The organism is Paraburkholderia translucens (assembly GCF_020881035.1).
GTDB classification, from domain to species: Bacteria; Pseudomonadota; Gammaproteobacteria; order Burkholderiales; family Burkholderiaceae; genus Paraburkholderia; species Paraburkholderia translucens.
On sequence record NZ_JAJITC010000027.1, the window covers coordinates 1 to 23414 of the forward strand.

At 60.1% G+C, this 23414-nt stretch carries 20 protein-coding genes and 1 pseudogene; 11 read left to right on the forward strand and 10 right to left on the reverse strand.

What is annotated here, in order from left to right:
* Nucleotides 1–129: 129 nt before the first annotated feature.
* From LJ655_RS28745 to LJ655_RS28765, 5 genes are all read left to right on the forward strand, one after another.
* Nucleotides 130–603 (forward strand): PRC-barrel domain-containing protein, encoded by a 474-nt coding sequence (locus tag LJ655_RS28745; protein WP_230564547.1) that lies wholly within the window; start codon nucleotides 130–132, stop codon nucleotides 601–603.
* A 319-nt stretch (nucleotides 604–922) separates the two neighbouring features.
* Entirely contained in the window at nucleotides 923–1096 is a 174-nt protein-coding gene (locus LJ655_RS28750; RefSeq protein ID WP_230564548.1) for a hypothetical protein, read from the forward strand.
* A gap of 1441 nt (nucleotides 1097–2537) precedes the next feature.
* Complete coding sequence (locus LJ655_RS28755) at nucleotides 2538–3251, forward strand: GAF domain-containing protein (RefSeq protein ID WP_230564549.1); 714 nt, start codon at nucleotides 2538–2540, stop codon at nucleotides 3249–3251.
* Nucleotides 3252–3622: 371 nt separating this feature from the next.
* On the forward strand, nucleotides 3623–3964 hold the full coding sequence (locus LJ655_RS28760; RefSeq protein ID WP_230564550.1) for an ATP-binding protein: 342 nt from the start codon (nucleotides 3623–3625) through the stop codon (nucleotides 3962–3964).
* Complete coding sequence (locus tag LJ655_RS28765) at nucleotides 3897–4223, forward strand: response regulator (protein ID WP_268991763.1); 327 nt, start codon at nucleotides 3897–3899, stop codon at nucleotides 4221–4223. Before LJ655_RS28760 ends, LJ655_RS28765 begins: the two co-directional genes overlap by 68 nt.
* A 364-nt stretch (nucleotides 4224–4587) precedes the next feature.
* On the opposite strand, the gene LJ655_RS28770 is transcribed toward LJ655_RS28765, so the two are convergent.
* Complete coding sequence (locus LJ655_RS28770) at nucleotides 4588–4986, reverse strand: hypothetical protein (RefSeq protein ID WP_230564552.1); 399 nt, start codon at nucleotides 4984–4986, stop codon at nucleotides 4588–4590.
* Here LJ655_RS28770 and LJ655_RS28775 point away from each other — a divergent pair.
* Nucleotides 4985–5173, forward strand: coding sequence for a CsbD family protein (locus LJ655_RS28775; RefSeq protein ID WP_230564553.1), 189 nt, complete (start codon nucleotides 4985–4987; stop codon nucleotides 5171–5173). The two genes, LJ655_RS28770 and LJ655_RS28775, sit on opposite strands and share 2 nt — an antisense overlap.
* A 183-nt stretch (nucleotides 5174–5356) precedes the next feature.
* On the opposite strand, the gene istB is transcribed toward LJ655_RS28775, so the two are convergent.
* Both istB and istA read right to left on the reverse strand, forming a co-directional pair.
* Complete coding sequence (gene istB / locus LJ655_RS28780; protein WP_230564554.1) at nucleotides 5357–6124, reverse strand: IS21-like element helper ATPase IstB; 768 nt, start codon at nucleotides 6122–6124, stop codon at nucleotides 5357–5359.
* A 12-nt stretch (nucleotides 6125–6136) separates the two neighbouring features.
* Nucleotides 6137–7660 carry an IS21 family transposase gene (gene istA / locus LJ655_RS28785; protein ID WP_230564555.1) on the reverse strand — a complete coding sequence of 508 codons (1524 nt, stop codon included), beginning with the start codon at nucleotides 7658–7660 and terminating at the stop codon, nucleotides 6137–6139.
* A gap of 380 nt (nucleotides 7661–8040) precedes the next feature.
* Between istA and LJ655_RS28790 the strand changes: the two genes are divergently transcribed.
* Nucleotides 8041–9114 carry an Ig-like domain-containing protein gene (locus LJ655_RS28790; RefSeq protein WP_230564556.1) on the forward strand — a complete coding sequence of 358 codons (1074 nt, stop codon included), beginning with the start codon at nucleotides 8041–8043 and terminating at the stop codon, nucleotides 9112–9114.
* Between the two features lie 633 nt (nucleotides 9115–9747).
* On the opposite strand, the pseudogene LJ655_RS28795 reads toward LJ655_RS28790, so the two are convergent.
* Nucleotides 9748–11186: pseudogene (locus LJ655_RS28795) on the reverse strand (IS1182 family transposase).
* 248 nt (nucleotides 11187–11434) lie between these two features.
* A complete protein-coding gene (locus LJ655_RS28800; protein WP_230564557.1) occupies nucleotides 11435–11896 on the reverse strand; it encodes a YccF domain-containing protein in 462 nt (153 codons plus the stop codon).
* Between the two features lie 424 nt (nucleotides 11897–12320).
* Here LJ655_RS28800 and LJ655_RS28805 point away from each other — a divergent pair, with 424 nt between their 5' ends.
* Entirely contained in the window at nucleotides 12321–14255 is a 1935-nt protein-coding gene (locus LJ655_RS28805) for a S9 family peptidase (RefSeq protein WP_230564558.1), read from the forward strand.
* A gap of 316 nt (nucleotides 14256–14571) precedes the next feature.
* On the opposite strand, the gene LJ655_RS28810 is transcribed toward LJ655_RS28805, so the two are convergent.
* Nucleotides 14572–15603: a zinc-dependent alcohol dehydrogenase family protein gene (locus LJ655_RS28810; RefSeq protein WP_230564559.1), complete on the reverse strand. Its 1032-nt coding sequence runs from the start codon at nucleotides 15601–15603 to the stop codon at nucleotides 14572–14574.
* 123 nt (nucleotides 15604–15726) lie between these two features.
* Between LJ655_RS28810 and LJ655_RS28815 the strand changes: the two genes are divergently transcribed.
* From LJ655_RS28815 to LJ655_RS28825, 3 genes are all read left to right on the forward strand, one after another.
* Nucleotides 15727–16635 carry a LysR family transcriptional regulator gene (locus tag LJ655_RS28815; RefSeq protein ID WP_230564560.1) on the forward strand — a complete coding sequence of 303 codons (909 nt, stop codon included), beginning with the start codon at nucleotides 15727–15729 and terminating at the stop codon, nucleotides 16633–16635.
* Between the two features lie 479 nt (nucleotides 16636–17114).
* A complete protein-coding gene (locus tag LJ655_RS28820; RefSeq protein WP_230564561.1) occupies nucleotides 17115–17849 on the forward strand; it encodes a metallophosphoesterase family protein in 735 nt (244 codons plus the stop codon).
* A 707-nt stretch (nucleotides 17850–18556) separates the two neighbouring features.
* The gene (locus LJ655_RS28825; RefSeq protein WP_230564562.1) at nucleotides 18557–19354 is read left to right on the forward strand and encodes a DUF6602 domain-containing protein; all 798 of its coding nucleotides are present in this window, start codon (nucleotides 18557–18559) and stop codon (nucleotides 19352–19354) included.
* Nucleotides 19355–19717: 363 nt separating this feature from the next.
* On the opposite strand, the gene LJ655_RS28830 is transcribed toward LJ655_RS28825, so the two are convergent.
* From LJ655_RS28830 to LJ655_RS28845, 4 genes are all read right to left on the reverse strand, one after another.
* A complete protein-coding gene (locus LJ655_RS28830; RefSeq protein ID WP_230564563.1) occupies nucleotides 19718–20395 on the reverse strand; it encodes an alpha/beta hydrolase family protein in 678 nt (225 codons plus the stop codon).
* A 792-nt stretch (nucleotides 20396–21187) separates the two neighbouring features.
* On the reverse strand, nucleotides 21188–21775 hold the full coding sequence (locus LJ655_RS28835) for a flavin reductase family protein (protein ID WP_230564564.1): 588 nt from the start codon (nucleotides 21773–21775) through the stop codon (nucleotides 21188–21190).
* Nucleotide 21776: 1 nt separating this feature from the next.
* Entirely contained in the window at nucleotides 21777–22481 is a 705-nt protein-coding gene (locus LJ655_RS28840) for a GntR family transcriptional regulator (RefSeq protein WP_230564565.1), read from the reverse strand.
* Nucleotides 22478–23395, reverse strand: coding sequence for a polysaccharide deacetylase family protein (locus LJ655_RS28845; RefSeq protein WP_230564566.1), 918 nt, complete (start codon nucleotides 23393–23395; stop codon nucleotides 22478–22480). The genes LJ655_RS28840 and LJ655_RS28845 overlap by 4 nt, the downstream gene beginning before the upstream one ends.
* Nucleotides 23396–23414 lie beyond the last annotated feature (19 nt).

Consider the following 23414-nt stretch of genomic DNA (forward strand, 5'->3'; position numbering starts at 1 on the left):
AGCGGATTTCATAGGGGCCCGCAGCCGCAGCACCGACTGCAACAAGGCCGGATATAGAGCTGCAGCCCATCCTGTCTGTCGGAACACACGAAAACTGTTGCAAACGGGACGCGTTCATATAGGTGAATCATGGGCTCAATCAACCCGGAAGGTGGCACCCGAGGCGGGGCCAATATTGTAGGCGGTGGTATAGGCGAAGGGCCGGGGCCGGATATCATGGCCGCGGCTACACTGGACGGGACCAAGGTGATGTCTTCCGACGGCGAACACGTAGGCAAAATTTCAGACATCATGCTGGACGTCCGAAGCGGACGCATTGCCTATGCAGTGCTGGCGGAGGGAGGATTCCTCGGAATGGGGGCCAATCTGCACGCCATCCCATGGAGTGCACTGACGCTCGATACGGACGAAAAATGCTTCTTCGTCGACATTACCGCCCAGCGCCTCAAGGACGACCCCGGTTTTGACAAGGACCACTGGCCCGTCATGGCTGACGCAAAGTGGGGGATGTCGATGCATACGTACTACAACCGGGACCCGTACTGGTCAGCAACCCACGCCGTGGTCGAAAGCGACCCGACCATCAGGCCGAGCGAGCACTAAAAAAGACAATGGCCGAGCCGCGCCACGCCGACAGCTAATCTGTCGCTCGGGTGCCTGCGCCACCGCCTCGGTGCGGTGGCGTACCCGCCTCGCTTCAGCAATATGGCGCGCCAATATTACGGCGCGGCGTCATCTGGTTCAGTCTCGTGGGTGTCGGCGGCCATCCTGCAGCAGCCTTGCCAAGTCGATGCCGCCGTCACCTTGGGGTCGGGTCCGTCGTCCGTACCACTGCCAACGATTCTTGCACCGCCGCCCGAGGCGCTCCCTTGTGGAACACCCCTTGCTCAAATCAAATGATTCCAACCCGCCGGAGACTCTCATGGCTACCAATCCGAAGCAGCGGAACCCCTCAGGTGACAAGTCCGAAGAGGACGTCGACAAGGCGGTCGAAGACACCTTCCCGGCCAGTGACCCGCCCGCGACGGGCGGGACGACACGAATTGAATCAGAGGACGGCGAAGAGGTCGACGAGGACGGGCCTACTCCGCAGTAATCGCCGTTTCGCACGAATATGTGTAGGCGACAAGCCATCTGACCGTTCACCGGAGAAGCCGAGGGCAGCCAGGCAAATCCTCCGCGGCCGCGACTAGCATCGTGATTTTTATCGCACAGTACTCTTCTTACGTGCGAGCGTGAGCGCAGGAACGTTGGCAGCTTGCGGAGCTAGTCCGTGGATTGCGTAATGCCGAACCGCCGCCGCGCCCTCGGTATTTGAGCGTTCATCAAGTCTTTTCGCCAGTGCCAATAGAAAACGTTCTAGATGTGCGCTCCCATGTTTGCCAGAAAATTGGCCATCACCTCCTCGATGCACGCGTGCCGCGGCCAGGGAGATAGCGTGCTAGAAACATGCGATGCTCCGACGGACAGCTCCAGCAGATACGCAGTTTCAATGCGAAATCGTGCGGCGCTTTCTCCATTCGCTCTCTTGTTCATTCTCTGTCTCCAACCGTTATTTGGCGCGCCCTCAGGGGCGGCTTTCCGCCCCTGGAGCCCCTTGGACGGGAGGTCGACCGGCAACCTGAATCCTACCGGTCAGCTTCCACCCGAGGCAGGGTTGGTAGCCGACGAAGGCGTGGCAGTCCCCGCCTTCTTCTGCATCTTTTTGTGCGAACTTGTCGTTGCGGGTGCCATGGTATTAGCCCCTGACGCGCCAGAGACGGTGTCGGTCGAGCCGCCAGCGTTTGGCTTGCTCATTCCTGTGCCGCCCTGGCCTCCAGCGGCGCCGCCGCCCGCACTTTGGGCGAAGACGCTACCGGACATTCCCACCAGAAGTACCGAAATCAAAACTCCTTTCGTCGCGACTCGCATAGCAGTCTCCTCAAGCATGGGCCGGTCAACACCGAACGGCGTCAATCCGTGTGTTCCCGAACGCAATTCGCATACCGCGAGGGGCGCGCCAGCGCTACGGCGAGGCAGAAGGCCGCTGGCAACCCGACCCACCGTGTGACAAGGCTGGCAAAGAAGTCAAACGCCGCGTCAGTGGACACTGCGCGGCGTAAGAGGGTTTGCCTTATCCGGGACCATGTCCAATTCATCCGTCGGAGCCAGCGCTCTTGCATCTGGGTTCATCGCCTGCCCCCAAGGAATGTGGTCATCGGTGCTCCGCAGCAAGCGTGCCCGTATGCGGTTGCGCCCGTGGGACTGTGCAGGAATGCAGCCGGTCGGGGCGTGATGGATGGGCAATGCTTCTTGCTTCAGGCGGCTTACAGCAGCCCGCTGCTCGGCAAAACTGAGGGTATTGGTGAGTTGTCCCTCGCGGGTGCTCGTTTTATGCTTGGAACAGCAGGGAATGATTGCTGCTACCCCTTCGCGCGTTCGCCAGCGCCCGCCCCAAATCCCGCTCGGCTCCGGGTCAACGCACTATTCGCGGGATGGCCCTTCGGATACCTTGTAGTCCCTGTCTTCGTCCAACTTTGGAAGCAAATCCAGAGGTCATGGAAAGTAATCACGCGCTTGCTGATAACGACGAATTCGCCAACCGCCCAGCGAGGCAACCGGACTACGCGTCGGAAAGCGCTGGTCTCGTCCGGCTCGCTGCAGCGCAGATGGGACCAAGAGCTAATTTGCTGCAGGAGATTGCGGACGTCGCCCTCTCTGTTTGCAATGCGGGTAGCGCGGGGATTAGCCTCGTCGAAGGCACGGGCGATAGCCGGCATTTCAGGTGGCTGGCCGTTGCGGGACGCTGTGCAGACCTGCGCGGGAAGACAACGGCATGGGACGAATGTCCTTGTGCAATGACGCTGGAGGCACGCACGCCGCAATTATTTATCCGCCCGCAGGACGAGTTCCCCTGTCTCAGGTTTCTTGGCGTCGATGTCGCCGAAGGCATCGTTGTGCCTATACCGACGACCGACACCCCGTTGTGGGCGATATGGGTTATGTCAGACGAAGAGGGACGCCAATTCGACCTCGAAGACGTCCGGTTACTTTCAAATCTGGCTGTGTTTGCCGGCGCAGCGCTGACTGTCGTTGACGCGCGCGACAGTGGAATCGAAAACGACCAGCGACATAACGAATTCATCGCGATGCTTGGGCATGAACTTCGGCATCCCATGGCCCCTATCGGTAGTGCCGTCGGCGCTGCCGCGCGACTATGCGCTGACAACGCGAAGGCCGTCGAGGTCCTACCATCGCACGACGGCAGTTAAGGCATCTGCGCGCGCTTGTCGACGACCTGCTCGACGCGCCACGATCGAAATACGGCAAGCTTGTCATCAGGCACAGCGACACGTCCCTGAACGAAATTGCATTTGACTCGGTAACTGCGGTCAAGCACTAGTTCGCGTCCCGGCGTCATACGCTGACGATTAGTGGCCTTGACACCCCTATGCCTGTTCGCGCAGACCATGTCCGTCTCAGCCAGGTACTGGGCAACATCCTCTCAAATGCGGCGAAGTACACGCCGACAGGGGGCGCGGTCGAAGTCATCGTTGAAGTCGACGAAAGCGCCAGCAGGGGCTAGGCTGCCGACACGGTCGTTATAACCGTCAAGGACCACGGTATTGGCATTAACAGGGCGGTGCAGCCGCACGTCTTTGACCTGTTCGCCCAGTCTGCCCGCGGCCAGGCGAGAGCGGAAGGCGGACTTGTCATTGGCCTCGCCGTCGCGAAGCGCATGATTGAGCTACATGGAGGAACCATATCTCTTCACAGCAACGGTGCGGCCACAGGAACGGTAGTAACGTTGCGATTGCCCATCCTGCGCAAGACGCCGGCTCATTCCCTCGCTGAGCAAGTCCCCATTACCTCTCCCGCACCCGTGCGCCTTCTACTGGTCGAACAATCAGGACGCACTGCTCTCGCTCGGCCTGTTACTGGAACTCGAAGGACACACTGTGACCACTGCGGCCAGTGGTCGTGAGGCTATCCGCCTTATGAGCGCGCTGCAGCCAGAAGTGGCAATCGTCGATGTAGGGATGCCGGACATAGATGGGTTCGAGGTAGCTCGCGCGATTCCCGCTGACTGCACCATGGACCACATAACGCTGGTCGCCTTGACCGGATACGCCGCGGACTCCGACAAGTCGAGAGCATTGGCAGCAGGCATTGAGTACCACCTCACCAAACCACTTTCGCTGGAAGAACTGCGCACCATATTGGGGACCCGAAGGCGCTGTTGAATCTAGCCACGGTAATTTTCTGCTTTCCTTGCATCAAGGCCAGCAGCGGGTGTCGACTGGCTGCCAGCGCGACGATGCCGGGCCAACACCAATCAGGTAGGTGCCATGGCTGATGCGACTGACCGAACATTGTTCCTGGACACATCGCAGCAGAATCTAAAGGTCGACAGGCTTGCGGAAAAAGACTGACCAGCATCCGCTCTGAGCCAGCGGCACCACATTCGCAAAAAAGAGCACGACCGGCAGGCGTGTGTAGCGAGGCAGGTCGCGCACATGGCGGCAAAGCGTCCAGCCATCTATTCCAGGCATCTGCCAGCCGGAAATGTTAATCTGCAGGTTGAACTCATCGAGCTTGTCAAGGGCATCAGCCCCGTCCGCCGCGGGGCACGACTTCGTGCCCCGCAGTCTCTATTACTTCCGGCAGCGCGCGTAGGTTGTCGGCGTCGTCATCCACCAGCAGCACGATACTCATAGGGCGCCCGAGAGCCGTATTTCTATCGGCGCAACCCCCGTGCCACCGGTCTTCAGGCCAAACAGACGCCGCTGCACGGCCTTGCGCCGACTTAACCGCGATATCGGCGACAGACAAATCTTTTAGTGAGGCATTCTGATTGACATTGCCCCCAACAAACTGAGCCCATCTCAGCTCTATCGTCGCGATAATAAAAAAGGAGCGGATGCAGTCGCCCGGAATCGCAGGAACGTCGTGTGCTGCATGTTTGAGCCGCGACATCCGTCGCAAATCAACTTGGAGGATTCTCATGAACAAGGACCAGGTCAAGGGCGTAGCCGAAAAGACGAAGGGCAAGGTCAACGAGGCGGTGGGAAAAGCCACTGATGACCCAGCGCAGGAATTGAAGGGCGACCTGCAGCAAGAAGCGGGTCAGACGAGGAAAGACATGGGTGACGTCAAGGAGGCGGCAAAAGACGTCGCTAAAGACAAGCGCTAGAAGCCCTGCACAAGGCAGCATTGCTGATGAAGGACTGGCCGGCGTTTTTCAGACGCCGGCCGGTGTTTCGTGGGCATGTCGTACCCCACATTGCGTATTTCGGCGAACGTGACCGCCGATTTCGGGAACGTGACCGATTCGGCGGGGTTGGGCGTTGCGCGGTGTTGATTGTAGATTTCCTTGTCAGTTCTGGTCGAGTTCGGGCTCCAGGACGTTGTGTGTTGGGGATGCCTTTCTGAGGGATTCACCGGTAAGCGTGATCCGGTGATGACGCTGCATGAGGCGGTCGAGCATTGCGTCGGCGATGGTCTGATCGCCGATCCATCCATGCCAGTGCTCAATCGGTAACTGGCTGGTGATGATGGTCGCCTTTCCCGCCGAGCGGTCATCGATCATCTCGAGCAGATCGTTTCGGACCATCGCGTCGAGGGGAGCCATTCCCCAATCGTCCAGCAGGAGCACGTCGACGCGGGCGACCTGCAGGAGCCATTTCGTGAAGCCGCCATTGCCGTGCAGAACGCGAAGCTCCTCGCCAAGTCGAGGCACGCGCAGATACAAGGCCGAATGCCCGCGCCGGCAGGCGTATTGGGCCAGGGCGCAAGCGAGCCACGATTTCCCGGCGCCGGTTGGGCCGCTGATGAGCAGGCTGTAGCCGGCTTCGACCCAGTCGCCAAGGGCGAGGCTCGTGAGCGAGCGCGGATCGACGCCACGGCCAGCGCGCGTGTCGAGATCTTCAATGGCGGCCTGCGGATACTTGAGGCGCGCCTGCTTGAGCAGTCGGGTACGACGGCGATCATCACGCCAGCTGGCTTCCCGGTCGACCAGCAGTGACAGGCGTTCCTCGAAGCTCAGGCTGGCCGCACTGGGCTGCGTCAGTTGTTCTTCCAGGCCGTCAGCGAAGCCGTCCAGCTTCAGGGTGCGCAGTTGCGTCAGTGTCTGTTGCATCATCATGGTGGGTCTTCTTTATTGGTAGTAGCTGGGCCCGCGTACATGCGCGTGACTTGGGCTGATCCAGTCGGCAGGCGTTGCCACTGCAGCGCGGTCGCGGTTGTTGATCAGGACGTCGCGCACGTGGCGGTAACGGTGCACGCCCAGTTCCAGTGCCAGCGCGCAGGCGGCTTCGAGACGTTCGCGGCCATAGCGACGTGAGAGCGAGAGCAATCCGAGGCACGCCCGATAGCCGTGTTCCGGATGACGTTGCTCCTGCAGCAACCGGGTAACAAGCACGCCGGTTGCCGCGCCGATCTGCTGTCCCCAATGAATCAGCCGCTGCGGAGTCCATTCCAGATGAGCGCGGTGCGCCGCCGGCATGTGCTCGACGACGGTGGTGTAGCCGCCTGCGCGCTCGTTGCGTGCGTGGCTGGCGACACGACGACCGCGATGCAGCAGTTCGACAGCGCCCGCCGTGATACGCGCATCGAGCTTGAGACCGACCAGCGCGTGCGGCACGCTGTAGCGGTGTTTGTTGATCTCGACGTGATAGTCGATGTGAACCGTCACGGTCTTGAAACGCGCGAGCTCATAGGGCTGTGCCGGCAGCGGCTGCAGTGCCGGCGCGTCCAGCTGGGCGAATGCGCTGGCGCGACATCCCGGCAGCTTCTGGAATGGCCTCTCATTCAGGTTCCTGAGCAGCGGGCGGATCGCCTCATTGACCGAGTGGACCGACTCAAACCGGTGATGACGCAGGCGTGCCATGATCCAGCGTTCGACGACCTGGACCGCAACCTCTACCTTCGGTTTGTCCTGCGGACGATATACGCGTGCAGGAAGGAATGACGTGCCGTAGTGACGCGCAAAGTCCAGCACGGTGTCGCCGGCGCGAGGTTCATAGCGATCGGGATCGGCAATCATCGCGCGCGGGTTATCCGGCACGATCAGCTGCGGCACGCCGCCATAGAAGGTCAGCGCGCGAGCAATACCGCCCAGCCAGTCCTCCATCGTTTCGGCTGGCGTCGCGCATGCGAACGTGTAACTCGATGCGCCCATGGCCGCCACGAAGATGTGCGCGCGCCGTCCAGTCGTCAGCGGCAACGTGGGACCGGCGAAGTCGACGAACAGCTTCTCGCCGGCGCGGTGAATCTGACGCATCGAGCGCCTCAGGCGTTTCGTGAACGCCTTGTAGTGCTCGCAGAACTGCGTATAGCGGTAGGTCTGCCGGTCCGCGAACTCGGCCTGGTACTCCTCCCACAGCAACGTCAGCGTCATGCCCTTGCGACGCAGCTGCTGGTGGATGCGTCCGTAGTCGGGCTGGGCGTAGCCTGCTGGCCCCGTGGGCTTGCCGAGAAGCCGCCGCTCAAGCTCGCCTTCATCCATATCGCAGGCGCTTGCCCAGTCCAGCCCGGCGGCACCGGCCAGTCCGATGTACTTCGTGACCACGCCCCTGGATATGCCCAGTGACGCGGCGATCCGATCGTGCGAGAAGCCGCCGTCGAATTTAAGTCGTAAAACGTCCTTGATCATGCGCATGTTCATCCGGTGCGCGGGCATGCTCTCTCCGGCCAAAGCCGGCGAGCATAGCCCGCGTGGTTGATGTCATGCGCAACGCCATTCCTGCCTTTCGGTCCGATCGGTCACGTTCCCGAATTGACCGGTCACGTTGCCGAAATCGCCGGTCACGATCCCGAAACGGCCGGTCACGTTCGTCCGAAATACGCAACCGATTTCATCTGGCTCCTTGGAGGTAGCGAAGCAGCGCCGTTCGAGTATGCATTTGCGTTGCGGTCGGGACGATTCCCTAAAGTTCCGCCTCCTCTAGCCGATAGAGCAAAGTGGCTGCTAAAAAATAGCGGTTCACGATTCGTCGTTTTTAAAAACACCTGATGGGCCCGGGTGAACACTCATTCATATACCAACAACAAGGTGACTGTTTGAAATTGAAAAACTCTTTATCCCGTTATCGTTTTTGTGCTCTTGCGATCACCTGTTCGGCGCTGGTTGCAGCGTGCGGAGGTGGCGGGTCCAATAACTCGAATTCATCGAACCAAACCAATAACGGCGGCACGAGCAATAACAGCAGTACGTCAGTGATGCTGATGCAGCCGGCCGCGACGGCGGTCTCACTTACCGCAACCGGTGACCCGACTGCAGACGGCATCACGTTCATGAACTCCGTCCGCGCGGCCGTTGGCTATACCACGCCACTGGCCGTTGACCCCACACTCACGACCGTGTCGAAGAACCACACGGTGTATCTGGTCGACAATGCGGCGACCGGACACAACGAAACGGCTGGCTTGCCTGGGTTCACTGGATCCAGCCCCATGGCGCGTGACCCGAACTTTGCGGCCGAGGTTGTGGTCGCGGGCGATCCGGCTGCGTTCCAGAACTCACTGTCGCCGGTGGAAGACATTTTCAATGCTCCGTACCACCGGATGGGGATGTTGAGCAACTACACCGCGATGGGCGTGGCGAGCACGATCGGCACCTCGACAACGGGCGTGCCATGGGAGGCGCTTAACATCGACTTTGCTGGTCTCAATACTACGGCGAGCCCAGCCCAGCTCGTGGCCTACCCGTTCCCGGGAGAAACCGGGGTCCAGAGGTCCTGGTGGGAAGCCGAATCTCCGGACCCGTTCGCAACGCAGCCGCAATATCAGAACACTTACGTTGGTTATCCGGTGACGATCCAGTCAGTTGTCGGAGCAAAGCTGAGTTCAGTCAGCATTACGATTACGGACAGCAATGGCAACAACGTCCCGTGCCTGCTGAACGCATCGGATAACGATACAGAACTGAACAACGGCGCGATGTGTATTCCGTTTGCACCGCTTCAGGCCAACTCGGCCTACACCGCGCATCTCACCGGTGTGCTGACAGATATGAGTGGCAAGACCTATTCGATCAGCAACCTCTCGTGGACATTTACTACGGGTGCGGCGCTGATTAACAACGCAGCGGCGCTGCCGGGCGTCGTGCCCTTGCAGCACCCGCGTCCGGATTGACCAGACGTTAGAGAACCGGTCGAATATAGACCGCCGGGGCTCCCCCCGGCGGGAGCGGCCGACTGCCGATGCTAAGCGAGTGTCTGGTATGAGGCGGGCCGGGACACTTCAGCGTTTGGCGAACTCCTTGGCCTGCTTGACCTCTACAAGCGCTGACGGATGGAGCCGCCGCCTAGTACTCGCCCCCGCGGCATAAACGCTGCATTAACGACGCTGCTGGCTGCAGCCGCGATTCGAGAATGGCTCCAGGTGAGCAGACCCTCTCTCGGCGACCTACTACCCAGCGTCGCTGCGAGCCAGTTCCGATGACGGTCGCGCGAAAGCAGAGGAAAGGGAAGCCTTGGCGCCGGGATCGGTGTCCTGACCCGTTCAAACGCTCGGATTGCGGCGGAATTACTCCAGAAACGGTCATGAATTTCCGACTCTGAACGGCGGCTCCGGGTCCAGTCTGTGTAAAAACGCAAGCCGATGTGGCTCGACGACTTCGCGGCGTCGTTCCCCGTCATTGGCGGCTGTTTTAGCCCGCCGCATGGTTGAAGGATCTTCAGACCGGTCAGAATGCGAAGGTCCGTCGACGAGTCGAGAAACTCTCCGGTTCGCCGCGGTGCAGCCGGTTTGATGTAAGGCCTCTCCTCAGACCCTCATCTTTTCCATTAGCGCCGCCGTGCCTAAGATCGCCATGACCCGCTTGAGGTTGTATGCGAGAACATGCAGACTCATCTCTGTGCTGACATGCTCGCGCGTCTTCATCAGGAAGTGCGTAGCGCCCATCCAGAACTTGAGCGTACCAAACGGATGCTCTACAGTCTGACGGCGTATGCGCATCATTTCCGGCTTCTGGTGCAGTCTCTGCTGCATCGCTTCGACTACGCCCTCATGCTCCCAACGCTTTATCCGGCGGGCCTGCTTTCCCGATGTGCATTGCTTTCTGATTGTGCAGGTAGCACAAGCCGAACTCGAGTAGCAATGCAGCGTCACCCCGTGCTCGATGTTTGTGAAGCGCCAGGTGAGTCGCTGTTGCGCGGGGCAACGGTACTCATCATCTTCGGCAACGTAGACAAAGTCCTGCTTTCCGAAGTACCCATCCGCTTTACTGCCCGACGTCATTGGTTTCGGAACGAACGCCGTAATACCCGCCTCATTGCATTTCAAAATTTCCTCGCCCTTGAAATAACCTCGGTCAGCAACAACGGTCAGATTTTCGATGCCGGTAGCCGCTCGCGCCTGCCCGGCCATGTTCGTCAACTGGTTGCAATCATTGCCAGGATTGGTGACCTCGTGTGCCACGATCAGATGCGACGTGGCGTCAACGGCGGTCTGAACGTTGTAGCCAACCATCCCTGTTCCTCGACCGCTGGTGGCCATAGAGCGCGCGTCCGGATCAGTCAGCGAGACCTGTCCATCGGGTGAGTCGCGCAGTCGCTGCTCCATTGTCTTGAGGTCTTGCATCTGCTGCCTGAGCTTCTTGATCTTGTCGCCGATGCGGCTCGTCTTCGCCTCGGCGACATCGGATTGCGTCCTGTCTGCTGTCTCCATTGCCGCAAGGTAGCGCGCGATGCTCTCATCAATCTGCTGCATACGCGCCCGGACCTTACCACTCGTGAAGTTGCGATCACGATTGTTGACGGCTTTGAACTTGCTGCCGTCAATGGCCACAATCGACTTTGAGAACGGATCCAGGTTACGGCACAACACGATGAATTGCCGGCATACATTGCGGATCGCTTTGCCGTTGTCACGGCGAAAGTCGGTAATAGTCTTGAAATCCGGTGAAAGACGACCTGTTAGCCACATGAGTTCAATGTTGCGTTGAGTCTCACGCTCCAGACGCCGACTCGATTGAATGCGGTTCAGGTAGCCGTAAATATAAATCTTTAGCAGTATGGATGGATGATATGAGGGACGTCCCGTCGTTGCGGCAGCGGTTCCGTCAAAACCGAGATCGTGAAGATCGAGCTCATCGACAAAGACGTCGACTACGCGCACTGGATTGTCGTCGGACACATAGTCCTCAGATACTCGGGCAGCAAAACAGCTAGCTTACGGTCTTCGCCTTCAACGAATCGCTTCATGTGCCCGCCCGACCTGAATGCGTTACCTCAGTCTAGGCGATCAGCGTGCGTTTTCACACAAGCTGGGGTCGCCTTCTGCCCGACTCGGACCGATCAATGGCGGCCCGACTTCGCCAGTTCAACGTCGGACGGGTTCGCCAATTGAGCTCACGTCTTGCGTGTCGCTACCTTCGCCCCTTCACCAAATGCCATGCACACCATTCGATAGATACGAAAGTGCGGCGCGGCGAAGGGGCATTAGGAGTCCGTTAGCCGCCCGCCCGCAGATTAGCTACTTGTGCTTCGGCATTCATCTTGGTTGCGACCAACGCCACCTCAAGCGGCACCACGGTCTTTCCAATGGGCATTAAGGCTAGCCCCGCCAGCTTGAAATGCTGAATGCCGAAAGGGATGCCGATGATCGTCACGCAGCAACCGGCGCCGTAAAGAGCGTGTGACAGCGCCATGATCCAGCCTCCTGTAATCAGCCACACGATATTTCCAAGTGTGCCAAGTGCGCCCGTCCCAACGTCCTTCTTGAGGCTCAAATCCTTTCGTGACATGACCGTCTTGCCGAATGGAGCCAGTGCGAACTTCGCCATCACGAAGCATGCGCGGCCCCAAGGTATGCCGATGATCGAAAGAAAAGCGATACAGCCAATAATCACCCATGCAAGGCTCGCAAGAAGTCCGCCCGCAATGATCCATAGAAAATTCCCCAATGCGCGCACCTATATTCCCTCCTTTTCTGTTGTTTTAAACCGATTAGCGGTCCACTCGTTTTATCGACGCCGGTGGAAAAAACTTTAGCGTGGCATAGAGCGAACGGGTGCCAGTCGCAGCGTGGCGAGGTTAAACCTGCGTTTGCAAATTGCCTGGGTCGGCAGCCAGGTCAGGAGCAGCCTGTCGACGGATACGCTGCGAAAGCAGTCGTTCAATTAACTGGACTTCCCGTGCATTGGCGTTGGTGGCCGACTTTATTGTCGTCTGCTATAAGACTACTCGCGACATCATCGGGGACCGGTGTCGCTGTCAGATAGGGCTCTGAAGCCGCAGGATTCACTAAACACATGACAACCTCAACTGGGCTGGGCGTCGCCATTCCACTCGCCCGCAAAGTTGCTGCAAAGGTCCAGTCCAACAACCGGTGATCCCATGACGTCATTCGCGCCCGCAACGCCGCTCATACCCCGTTCGCATCTCTTCGGAAGCCCAAGCAAGGTATTTCCCCGTATCAGCCAGGATGGCCAGTACCTGGCGTGGCTCGCCCCGGTCGACGGGGTATTGAACATTTGGGTGGCGCCCAGCGATACGCCGGAGCGCGCTTTCCCTGTCACGCATGACACCCGGCGCGGTGTCCTTTCATTTAGCTGGACTTACGCGGGTCATTACCTCGTTTATCCGCGCGATGCCGACGGCAATGAGGAATTTCATATTTACGCGGTCGACGCGAAAACCCGGGTCGACCGTGACTTGACGCCGTTTGAAGGGGTGCGCGCAGACGTCGTCGCAATAAGTCGGCTTGTGCGCGATCGCGTGCTCGTGAGGATGAACCGGCGCGATCCGAAGTTTTTTGACCTGTACACGCTTAAAATCGACACCGGCGAGTTGCGGTTGCTCGAGCGGAATGACTCGAACATGGGCGGGTTCGTCGTGGACGAGCACTACCGCCCGCGCGTCGCGGGAAGGTTCGCTGCGGACGGCACACTGCAATTGTTCGATCGTCGTGACGACGCAAACTGGAAGGAATGGTTCAGCTTCGCTCCAGAAGACGCGCGCGTGTCGCGTCCGATCCAACTGAATGCGGACGGCAGCGCGCTATTCATGCTGGACAGCCGGGGACGGGACACGGCAGCACTCGTGCGTCTTGATCTCCCTTCCGGAGAGCGGCGCGTGCTCGGAGAAGACAGCCTGACAGATGTCGACGGCATACTCGTCGACGCGGACACGCACGAGCCGGTCGGCTATTCCATCTATGCCGAGCGGCAGGTGTATTTGGCTTTGACACCTGAATTCCAGTCGGATCTCGACTTTCTCGCCGGTCGTGATCTGGGTGAATGGGATAGGGTGAGCCGCACGGAGGACGATTTGCGATGGGTGATCGTCGCACAGTCGGACCTCGAGCCGAGCAAGGCTTACCTGTACAACCGCGAGAGCCGGACATTGGAACCGCTGTTCACATTCCGCCCAGAATTGGCGGATGCGCCGCTCGTTCCGATGCGGCCTGTGACGATCACCGCCCGGGATGGGCTCGAGTTGGTTTCTTACGTGACGCGCCCGCGCGGCAGCGACGGCCCCGGCGCGCTGGTTCTGCTCGTGCACGGCGGCCCGTGGGCGCGGGACACGTTTGGGTTCTACCCTGAACATCAGTGGCTCGCGAATCGCGGCTACAGCGTCCTTAGCGTCAACTTTCGCGGCTCAACGGGTTTCGGCAAGGCGTTCGTCAACGCGGGCGACAAGGAATGGGGCCGACGCATGGATGACGACTTGCTGGATGCGGTCGGCTGGGCAATCCGCGAGGGAATCGCAGATCCGAAACGCATCGCGATCATGGGTGGCAGCTACGGCGGCTATGCGGTATTGAACGCCATGACCCGCAATCCCGACGTCTACGCGTGCGGTGTCGATATTGTCGGCCCGTCCAATTTGGAGACGCTGCTCGCGACCGTTCCTTCATACTGGGAATCGATGCGCGGCCAGTTGGTCAAGGCACTGGGCGATCCGTCGACCGATGCCGGACTGGCACTTCTTCGCGAGCGCTCGCCGGTTTACCGCGCCGACCAAATCAGCAAGCCTCTTTTGATTGCGCAGGGCGCGAACGATCCGCGTGTGAAGCGGATCGAAAGCGACCAGATGGTCGCCGCAATGAAGTCCAACGGCATTCCGGTGACGTACCTGCTTTTTCCGGACGAAGGGCACGGCTTTGTCCGGCCTGCAAACCGCCTCTCGTTTTATGCCGTTGCGGAGGCCTTTCTCGAGCGCCATCTCGGCGGCCGCGCCGAACCGATTGCCGCGTCTGACATCCACGGCTCCACGATGGAATTACTCGAAGGCGAGGAGATGGTCGCACTTCGTGTGCGAGCCCAATGACGGGCAACGGCATCGGTCGCTCGAGCGAAACCACAGCGACCGGAAAGCGAAGTTTGCCAATGTCCGTTTTATGGGGACCCGCCGTCCGCAATGGGTCGAGGCCGTGTGAAAACGCACGCTGAATGAGGCGTTCCGAAAACTCGACCCTTCAGATCGCTCTCTATTGGCTTCGTAGCAACTCGGGAAGGGTAAAGCGACACCCGCAAACCGAGTACTTTTGCGTTTTCACACGGCCTCGGTCGATCACTGCCGTACACGCGGTTCGACAATGTCCCCTGGCCTGATGCCCGCGTATCCAGATATCGCCGAACCCTCATCAGTACAGGTTTCCGGCGTCTATCCGGACCACCACCTTACCGAAGTGCTGTCCGGACTCAAGATGCCTGTACGCCGCGGGCGCATCGTCAAAGCCAAAGACGTGATCGACCACCGGCCGGATTTGATGCGCGGACACGAACCTGACCACCTCGTCGAGCATCGAGCGGCTGCCCACCATGATTCCATGCAGCCGCTTGATGCCCCCGATCACCGGCAGAAGTCCAAGCTCCGGTCCGCTAAAGCCGCTCACACCACCAATGATCGACACGAGGCCGCCCATTTTCGTCGCGGCCACCGAGCGCGGCAGTGTGTCCCGTCCACCGATCTCCAGCACGATATCCGCGCCTACCCCATCGGTCAGCCGGAGAACTTCGTTCTGCCATTCCGGCTTGGCGCGGTAGTTGATCGTCTCATCGGCGCCGAGTTTGCGCGCGCGTTCCAGTTTTTCATCGCTCGACGACGTGATGATCGTGCGCAGACCCGCCGCGCGCGCCAGTTGCAGCGCGAAGATCGACACCCCGCCTGTGCCGAGCAGCACAACCGTGGAACCGGGTTTCGCGTCGCCGTCCACGAATAGCGCGTTCCATGCGGTGACGCCGACGCACGACAACGTGGAGGCTTCGTCATAACCCAGGTGTGCCGGGATCACCGCAAGAGCCGTTTCGTCGACCAGGAACCGCTCGGCCAGCACGCCGTTGACTTTGGCGCCTGGCGAACCGTCGACTTTCCACGGTGTCGGAGCCCCGTCGATCCAACGCGGGAAATATGTGTTGACCACGCGATCGCCCGATTTGAAGCGGCTCACGTCGCGGCCGGTCTCGATGACTTCGCCCGCGCCATCGCACAGCGGGATCAGCGGCGCATCGCCAATGCCGAGATAGTCACCGCGGGCGAACATCAGGTCCCGATAGTTCAGCGACGCCGCGTGAACCTTGACAACGACCTCGGTCGGCCCCGGCGATCGCATGGTGGCGTCGCTGCGCTTCAGGCCGGAGATACCGGCGCCGGGTTTCAGTTTCCATGCGTTCATAGCAACTCCTCACAGGGTAGAAGCACCTATGTTAGTGTTGCCGGAAAGGACGCATTGACGAGATCTTGACGACTTATCGTCGCCTGGCAGGAAACAGAAACCGCGGTAACGGGAGCTCGCACGATGGACGATCGGCTAAGAGGCATTGCGGAATTTGTGGATGTGGTGGATGCCGGCAGCTTCGCCGCGGCGGGCGAACGCCTTGGTGTCACGCGCTCGGCGATCGCGAAGATTGTCGCGAGGCTCGAGCAGCGTCTCGGGGTGAGACTGCTGCAGCGAACCACCCGCCATCTGAGCCTGACCGACGAAGGACATGCATACTATGAGCAGTGCCGACGCGTGATGGCCGAACTCGGCGCGGCCGAGGCGACGCTGGAGGCGGGCCGCCGCGATCCGTCCGGGCGGCTGCGCATCACCGCGCCGGTGCTGTTCGGCAGGCAGTGCGTCGCACCCGTGATGCTGAAGCTGGTCGAGCGCCATCCGTTGCTCGACGTCGAGATGTCGTTCAGCGATCGCGTGTCGGACCTGGTCGAGGACGGCTTCGATATCGCGGTGCGGATTGGACCGCTGCCGGACCATGCAACGCTGGTCGGGCGCCGGCTCGGCGTTCAGCGGATGGGCATTTGCGCGTCTCCGGCCTGGCTCGATCGCCACGGGCGGCCGTCGGGCCTCGCCGAACTCGGCTCGCACGTCAGCATCGCTTACGGCCGCGGTGGACAGAGCACACCGTGGCGAGTGCTCGGCGCAGACGGCGAGGTGCAGGAGTGCCGACTGTCCGCGCGCCTGCGTTATGACGACCTCCAGGCCATCGCCGACGCAGCGGCTGCGGGCGCAGGGCTCGCCTGGTTACCATGCTGGCTCATGGCGCCCTATCTGCGCGACGGCCGGCTGTCGCTCGTGATGGATAGCAACAGCGTGCAGGGCGCCGAGGTTCACGTCATCCGCCCGCAATCGCGACATCTGCCCTCGAAGGTACGCGTCGCAATCGACGCGCTAGTGGACGAGATACCACGAGTGCTTGCACGGGTCTGAGCGGCCGTGCGAAGTGTTGAGGTCGCAGCAGGCGCTGGGAACGGCCGCGGCTTCCGATCGAACAGGCGTTGCACGACTATACGAATATCTAGGTCCGGTTCGGGCTTGGGCGCGCTTTTGAGCAGGGTCATCCGACCTGGCGTTGCTACGTAGACGGCTTGCGCAAAGCGTAGACCGTATTAAATTCCTCACCGTTGCGACGATGAAATTGTCAATCGGTGGCCATGCCGCATGTCAACGCCCACAGAATCTTGCCGCATAAAGGTTCGGGGGAGCGAAAACACACTTGTCAACGGTCGACGTGGGCCGGCGCCGCGTCTCGCTCAATACGAAGCTATCCCGACAGCACAGGCGACGGTTCAGGGCATCGGCCGCTGGACCAATGGGCGATGTTCTTCCGGGTTCGGCCAATTCCGGACATTGGACCGACGGGCCAGGATTGACGACAATCCACGTAACGCCCCTCATCGATCATCGTTATGAAGATAGCCGCCCTCTCTGATATTCACGGTAACCTCTCGGCGCTGGACGCCGTGCTGGCTGATATTCGTTCGGTCGGTGCAGACTTGATCGTCAATCTTGGCGACATCCTTTCCGGTCCGCTTTTTCCCAATGAGACGGCAGACCGGTTAATGCCTCTCGACATTCCCACCATTCGGGGCAATCATGAAAGGCAGATCCTTACTGGTCATCGCGAGCATGTCGGTGCATCCGACCGTTGGGCCCTCGATCGGTTGCGTCCAGATCAGCTGGCATGGATCGAGGGTTTGCCCAGCACGCTGCTTCTTTGGGAAGACGTTCTTCTGGTCCACGGGACGCCCGGAGACGACTTGGCTTACTTTCTGGAAACAGTAACTCCCTCCGGATGCCGCGAGGCAACGTCCGAAGAGATCGAGTGTCGAGCAGCGAACGCCGCTTCGAAGCTGATTTTGTGCGGCCATACCCACTTGCAGCGCTCAGTCAAGCTTGCCGATGGTCGCTTCGTCGTCAATCCGGGTAGCGTCGGCCTTCAAGCTTATGAAGATCAGCGGCCATTTCCTCATCGTATGGAGATGGGCTCGCCCCACGCGCGATATGCGCTCCTGACACGGAGCAGGTCCGAGTGGGCAGTGGAATTTCGTGCTGTGGAATATGACTGGAACAGGGCAGCGGCGACTGCAGAGGCGAACGGACGGCTTGACTGGGCCGTCGCTCTCCGCAGCGGCCACTGCTGAGCCCGCGATCGGCCATCACCGGACGGTCGACATACGGCCAGCAATCGCCGACAATCGATTCGGTCCCTGAATTCCCAGGCGGGCTCAGGCCCAATAAACCTCGGAATCGCTCGTTCCACGAATAAGGTCCAGTATGAGCGCAAATGCGCATGGCGATACCCGAATATTCGCTCTCATCTTCGTCGTGCTGGTTGCAGCGGGTTTCAGATGGTTCCGGTGGCGAAACGCGAAGGCTTCAGGGATGACCCGGTCACAGTTCGCTGACGTCAAGTCGAGGCCCGGAGAGAAGCTGTTAGTGCAGGCACAATGGTCTCGATTGTCAGGGTGGACTCTCGTCTTTCTCCCGATTTTCGGGGGGGCAATATCGCAGATTCGCCATCCAGATACCCTCTTTATGCTTATAGGGGCGATAGTGTTCTCAGAGATATTTTTCGGTGGACTTGGGTGGTTCCTACTGTGGAACGCCAGGCAGATTGAGGAACGAGCACGTCAGATGGGAGCAACTCCGTAGATTCTTCCGAATGGCCGTTGCCGAGCAAGGTGGGCGTGCGCAACGGGTCGGCTAGGGCCGGCCACGTCGGGCGATAGTCGGCAATCTACGGACGCTCGACTGGGCAGGCTAGATCGTCCTCAATCGCCAGCAATGTTTGCGACCGAAATCTCAACCGGTGCGGCCCCGATATCGTTGCACATAAAAGGAAAAATACATGCTTGCCGCACATATGGACGCCGTTGAAGCGTCTCTGTTACAGACCTCCAGAATTCCCGCAAATTCCGGACACACTCTTCATAGAGGAACGCCGAGAGAAGCTTTTATTCGACAGTTTTTGGAAAGTCATCTAAGTGCAAACGTGACAATTGGCACCGGAGAAATCATCGATGCGAATTCGACTCCGAGGGCACCGCGAAATCAATTCGACATTGTCATATATAAGAAAAACTATCCGAAGTTGGATTTTGGCGGTGGCGTCAGTGGGTTCATGATCGAATCGGTTGTTGCTACGATCGAGGTTAAGTCACTGCTTGACCAAGCCGCAATTGACCAATCCGTTCGAGCAGCGAGCAACGCGAAGGGACTCACGCCGAACATCACGAAGTCATTTTCCACGGGATGGATCCCGCCAAAAATCTTGAACTTTGTCGTCGCCTACGACGGACCAGCTCAGATGAGCACGGCGCACGGATGGATTTTGAATTCTCATACGTCTCTAGGGATTCCACTTCCCGCATGGACCCAGCAAACAAAAGTTAACACTCCTGGAACGGCGCTCGACGGCGTCTTCCTTCTACAAAAGGGCTTTATCAAGCTCGACAACTCACCACTTTCATTGAACTCGGGTGTCAATCCGCTTCCCGGTATCCATGTCGTGTGCGATTCCCCAACTGGTAACCTCCTAATGTTGTTTCTGTTCTTACAGGAAGCTTGCAATAATATCGAAGGAGCTTGGCTCAATCCCATTCCATACGTCCAAACGGTTCGCTATCCGCAGGTGAGGGTTATTTGAATTTGGCTCAGTAGCGGCTTTCTCAGAACCCGCATTGCGAAGGTGTCAGATGCAGCGAAGGGAAGGCCTTGTCCGGAGCTGGCCAATCGGCCGTTATCGAGAAGATCGGCGGGCCGCTGTGGGTCGGCACGACTCGTTCATTCACGACATAGCCGACATTCACCGGCACTTGGTTGCGAAGGTCAGCAAAGCGCCCTGCAGCCGCCGCACGCTGCCCGATCGGCGAGCCTCTGCTCAGGCCGAAATGTACGCATAGCCCGATCGTCAGCTTTCGGGATGCGTCGCGAACACTTCGACGTGACAGCGCGTTCTTTTTGTCCCTTTGATTCAGCGTCCTGTGGCCAGCCGTGCGGCAGCGATGAATCACTGATTCGCCCCCGAACTCAACCTGTCGATCATCGCGCGGATCGCCTGCATCTGCACGCCCTTCCGATCGGCGAAGTGCGAATCGGTATAGCCCCACCAGTCCCAGCATCCAAGCGGATTGCTCACCGGGATGACGACCGCCTGCGGATAGAGCACGACGATCTGATTGTTGTCGGCCCATCGGTCGTAGCCCGCGTGTTTAACGAAGGTCGTGCCGTAATACGGCTTGCTGCCGGATGAATCGGCCGGCACATAGTCCTGCCCCTGCTCGCAGCCGTGCAGGGCGACGTGCAGACGACAGCGCGCGCCCGCTTTGCAGTCTTCTGGAATATAGACCCAGCCCGTGCTGTCAAGACCCGCCGCGCCCGGCACGCTCCACCGCCCGCTCTTCGGAAGGAACGCGGTCTGGTCGAACTGCACGAAATGGCCGGCCGGCGCCGAGCCCGTGCGCGGCTTGAGCGGCGCCGGACCGTAGATCCATCCAAGGATCGCCTTTGCCCCATCGAACTGGCACTTGCCGATGAAAGGCGATACCGAGTCGCCGCACGCCACGCCGTAGTTCAGGGTCGGCATGGTGTGGCCTGCGTTATCAAGCGATACTGCCGACAGATTGGCCGGAGGCAACCCCAGCGTGCGGTAGTAGTCGTCGAGTTGCTGAACGACCGCTTGCGGCACGGTCGTATCCTTCTGTCCGGAAATTGTGACGACGCGTTGTCCAGCAAGTTTGGCCGGATCGTCGATTAACTTTCTGGCAAACGCCTGGCGGGTAGCCAACACGAGCGACGGCACCCGCACCGCTTACTATCGATGAGTACGCGACAGCCAGTTGAACCGCCATATAGCCGCCCGATGAGAGACCCGAGACCGACGTCTGCGTAATGTCGATATTCAGCGCCGGCAACGGCTGCGGCGTTTGGGCGTAACCGCAAAGAGACAGCACGTTTAGCGCCAGGCCGAAGAGCCGCAAGACAACTCGCATGAATCGCTCCGGTGAATGGTCATCCCTTCATGGCATACGACAGAACACGTCAATGCAGCGGGAAGGCCAGGCAAGTGCCGTCCGATGCGTGGGATGGTCGTCCATCACTTTAGCGCATCGCCGGGTTGAATCCGCCGACTGCGACTGCCGTCTGAATGTCCTGCCGACGCGTCGGACGAAGGCCCCTTCCTGGCCGGTTGCACTCGGTGCGCTATGAGGCCGCAAAGCGGGCACTGGCCCGAACGAGGGTATCCGACCGTACGCGTGCGAGGCCGGCTACCGAACGCGTACGGTCGGCCATGAACGGTCGCTCACCTGTGCATAGTGAATCGCCGACGATTTGCGCTGTTAAGGCGGACTCGCCAGGACACCAGCCTTGCCGCTGACGCCAGATACAGCGGCGATGGAGCGCGTCCCCACTCTGCTGCAACCTCTTAGGTCCATACCTGAATCAGCGTGCCGGTACGTACCCGAAGTCCTCCGCGGAGTCACATCTGAAAGCGATCGCGCGTCGTGATGTAATCGCTCGCGCCAAAACGCCCCACAGGAAAGTAGTGCTCAAGGCGCACGCGCCAAGCATCCAGATCGACTAGCTCGTCCCGTACATGCAGCATCAGCACCTTGCCGATAAAAATATGGCGGCTCGGGGTCTCCAATGTCTCCCACAACGCACACTCGAACGCGACGGGCGCTTGCTCGATGCGCGGCGGTTTCACGCGCGACGACGCGAGCGCGGTGAACCCCACCTGATCGAGCTCGGAAACATCGGCGGCAAAGCGCTCCCCGCAGCGATGCATCTGCTGCGCGATGGCCTCGTCGGCGAGATGCACGACGAACTCCCTCTCGCGCGGAATATTCACGGCCGTGTCCTTGAGCGTGCCGTCCGCCAGGCGGTTAATGCTGATCATGATAATGGGCGGCTCCTCGCCGAGCATGTTGAACATCGAGAACGGCGCGGCGTTCACGATTCCGTCCTCGCCCAGCGTCGTCACGAGCGCGATCGGACGCGGCACAATGAGGCTCGCCATCAGCTTGTAGCGCTGATACCCGGTGATCGCTTCGAAGTCGATTTCCATGTCACTCCATTGCGGTTCGTTGCGCAGGATTGATGCCGAGCAAATACGCAAGCCCTTTCGCACCAGGCATCCGCGATGTCTCGATACGCGCCTCCAGGTCGTGCAGATGCGCGCTCATGTGCGCGATAGCGCCTTGTGCATCGCGTGCCTCGAGGCATTCGAGTATGGCGCAGTGCTCGTCGTGCTCACACGGCGCATTACCGACCGGCTCGTAGGCTCCCACGATCAGCGAACAGCGCGATACCAGTTCCGTCAAGTAGTGCTCGAGGATCGCATTGCCTGCCAGCGCAGCGATGCGCAAATGAAACGCGCTCGCCAGCCGCGCCCAAGACGGCTGATCGAAGCGATGCATCGCCTCATGCTCCTCTTTCAGTTGCTCACGCAGCGCCGCGATGTCGGCAGCGCTCGCGCGCTGCGTCGCGAGTTCGACCAGCGAGCGTTCGAGCGCACGCCTGGCCTCGAAGATCATGCGTGTCTCCTCGCGCGTGGGCTGCGCGATCACCGCGCCCTTGTTCGGACGCAGGACGACGATGCCGTCGTACGCAAGCTTCTCCAATGCACGCCGCACCACCGCGCGGCTCACGCCGAACAGAGTGCATAGTTCCGGCTCGGGCAGTTTCGTACCGGGCGTGAGCCTGCGGTTGAGCACGCCCTCGAAGATCGAGCGGTAGATGCGCGCGTCCGCGCGCTCTCTCTCCGTCCTCATTCGACATCCACCGCAAGCGGCACGGTCTCGTCGACGTGTCGCGCAATCGCGCCGGGTGTCGTGAGCCAGATGTCGTCGCGCGCTGCTGCGATATGCGCGAGCGCACGCCGTAGATGCCGTAGGCGATACGGCTGCCCGACGATATAAGGATGCAGCGCGATCCCCATTACGAGCGCTGGCGGCGCATGCGCGCGTTGCGTCTGCTCCAGCATCTCGTCGAACTGGTCGATGATCATGTCGGCGAAGTCGCGCATATCCATCTGGCGCGCCATGATCATCGGCAAATCGTTGAGTTCCTGCGGATACGGGATCGACCAGATCGGGCCGCCGCGCGTTTTCATGCGCACGGGACGGTCGTCGTGGCACCAGTTGAGCGTATAGCGATAGCCGGTCTCGGCGAGCAGGTCCGGCGTGTGACGCGACTCGGAGATCCACGGCGAGAGCCAGCCCGAAGGTGCCACGCCCGAGTATTCGGTCATGCGCGTGCGGCAATGCGCGAGCAGTGCGCGCTCGCCCTCTTCGTCGAGATCACTCTGACGCCGCGCGTTCGTATGGCCGTGAGCGATCAACTCGTCGCCGCGAGCCATGCATGCTTCGATCAGTTCGGGGCAATGATCGTAAAGCGAGGTATTGATGAGCGTGCCGGCGGGCATGTCGAGCGTGTCGAATAGTTCGATGCAGCGCCACGCACCCACGCGATTGCCGTACTCGCGCCAGCTGTAGTTCAGCACATCGGGCTGCGGCGACGGCGGCCCGAGCGCCGCGCCCAGCCCCTCGCCGAACACGAAGTGCTCCAGATTGAAGCCCAGATAAAACGCCAGATTCGTCCCGTTGGGCCAGCGATATCCATCGCCATGGTGTATCGGGCGGTAGGCGAAACGTCCATGCGTCTTCAACGGATCGAAGTCGTCCATTATCGAGTGAGAATGAATC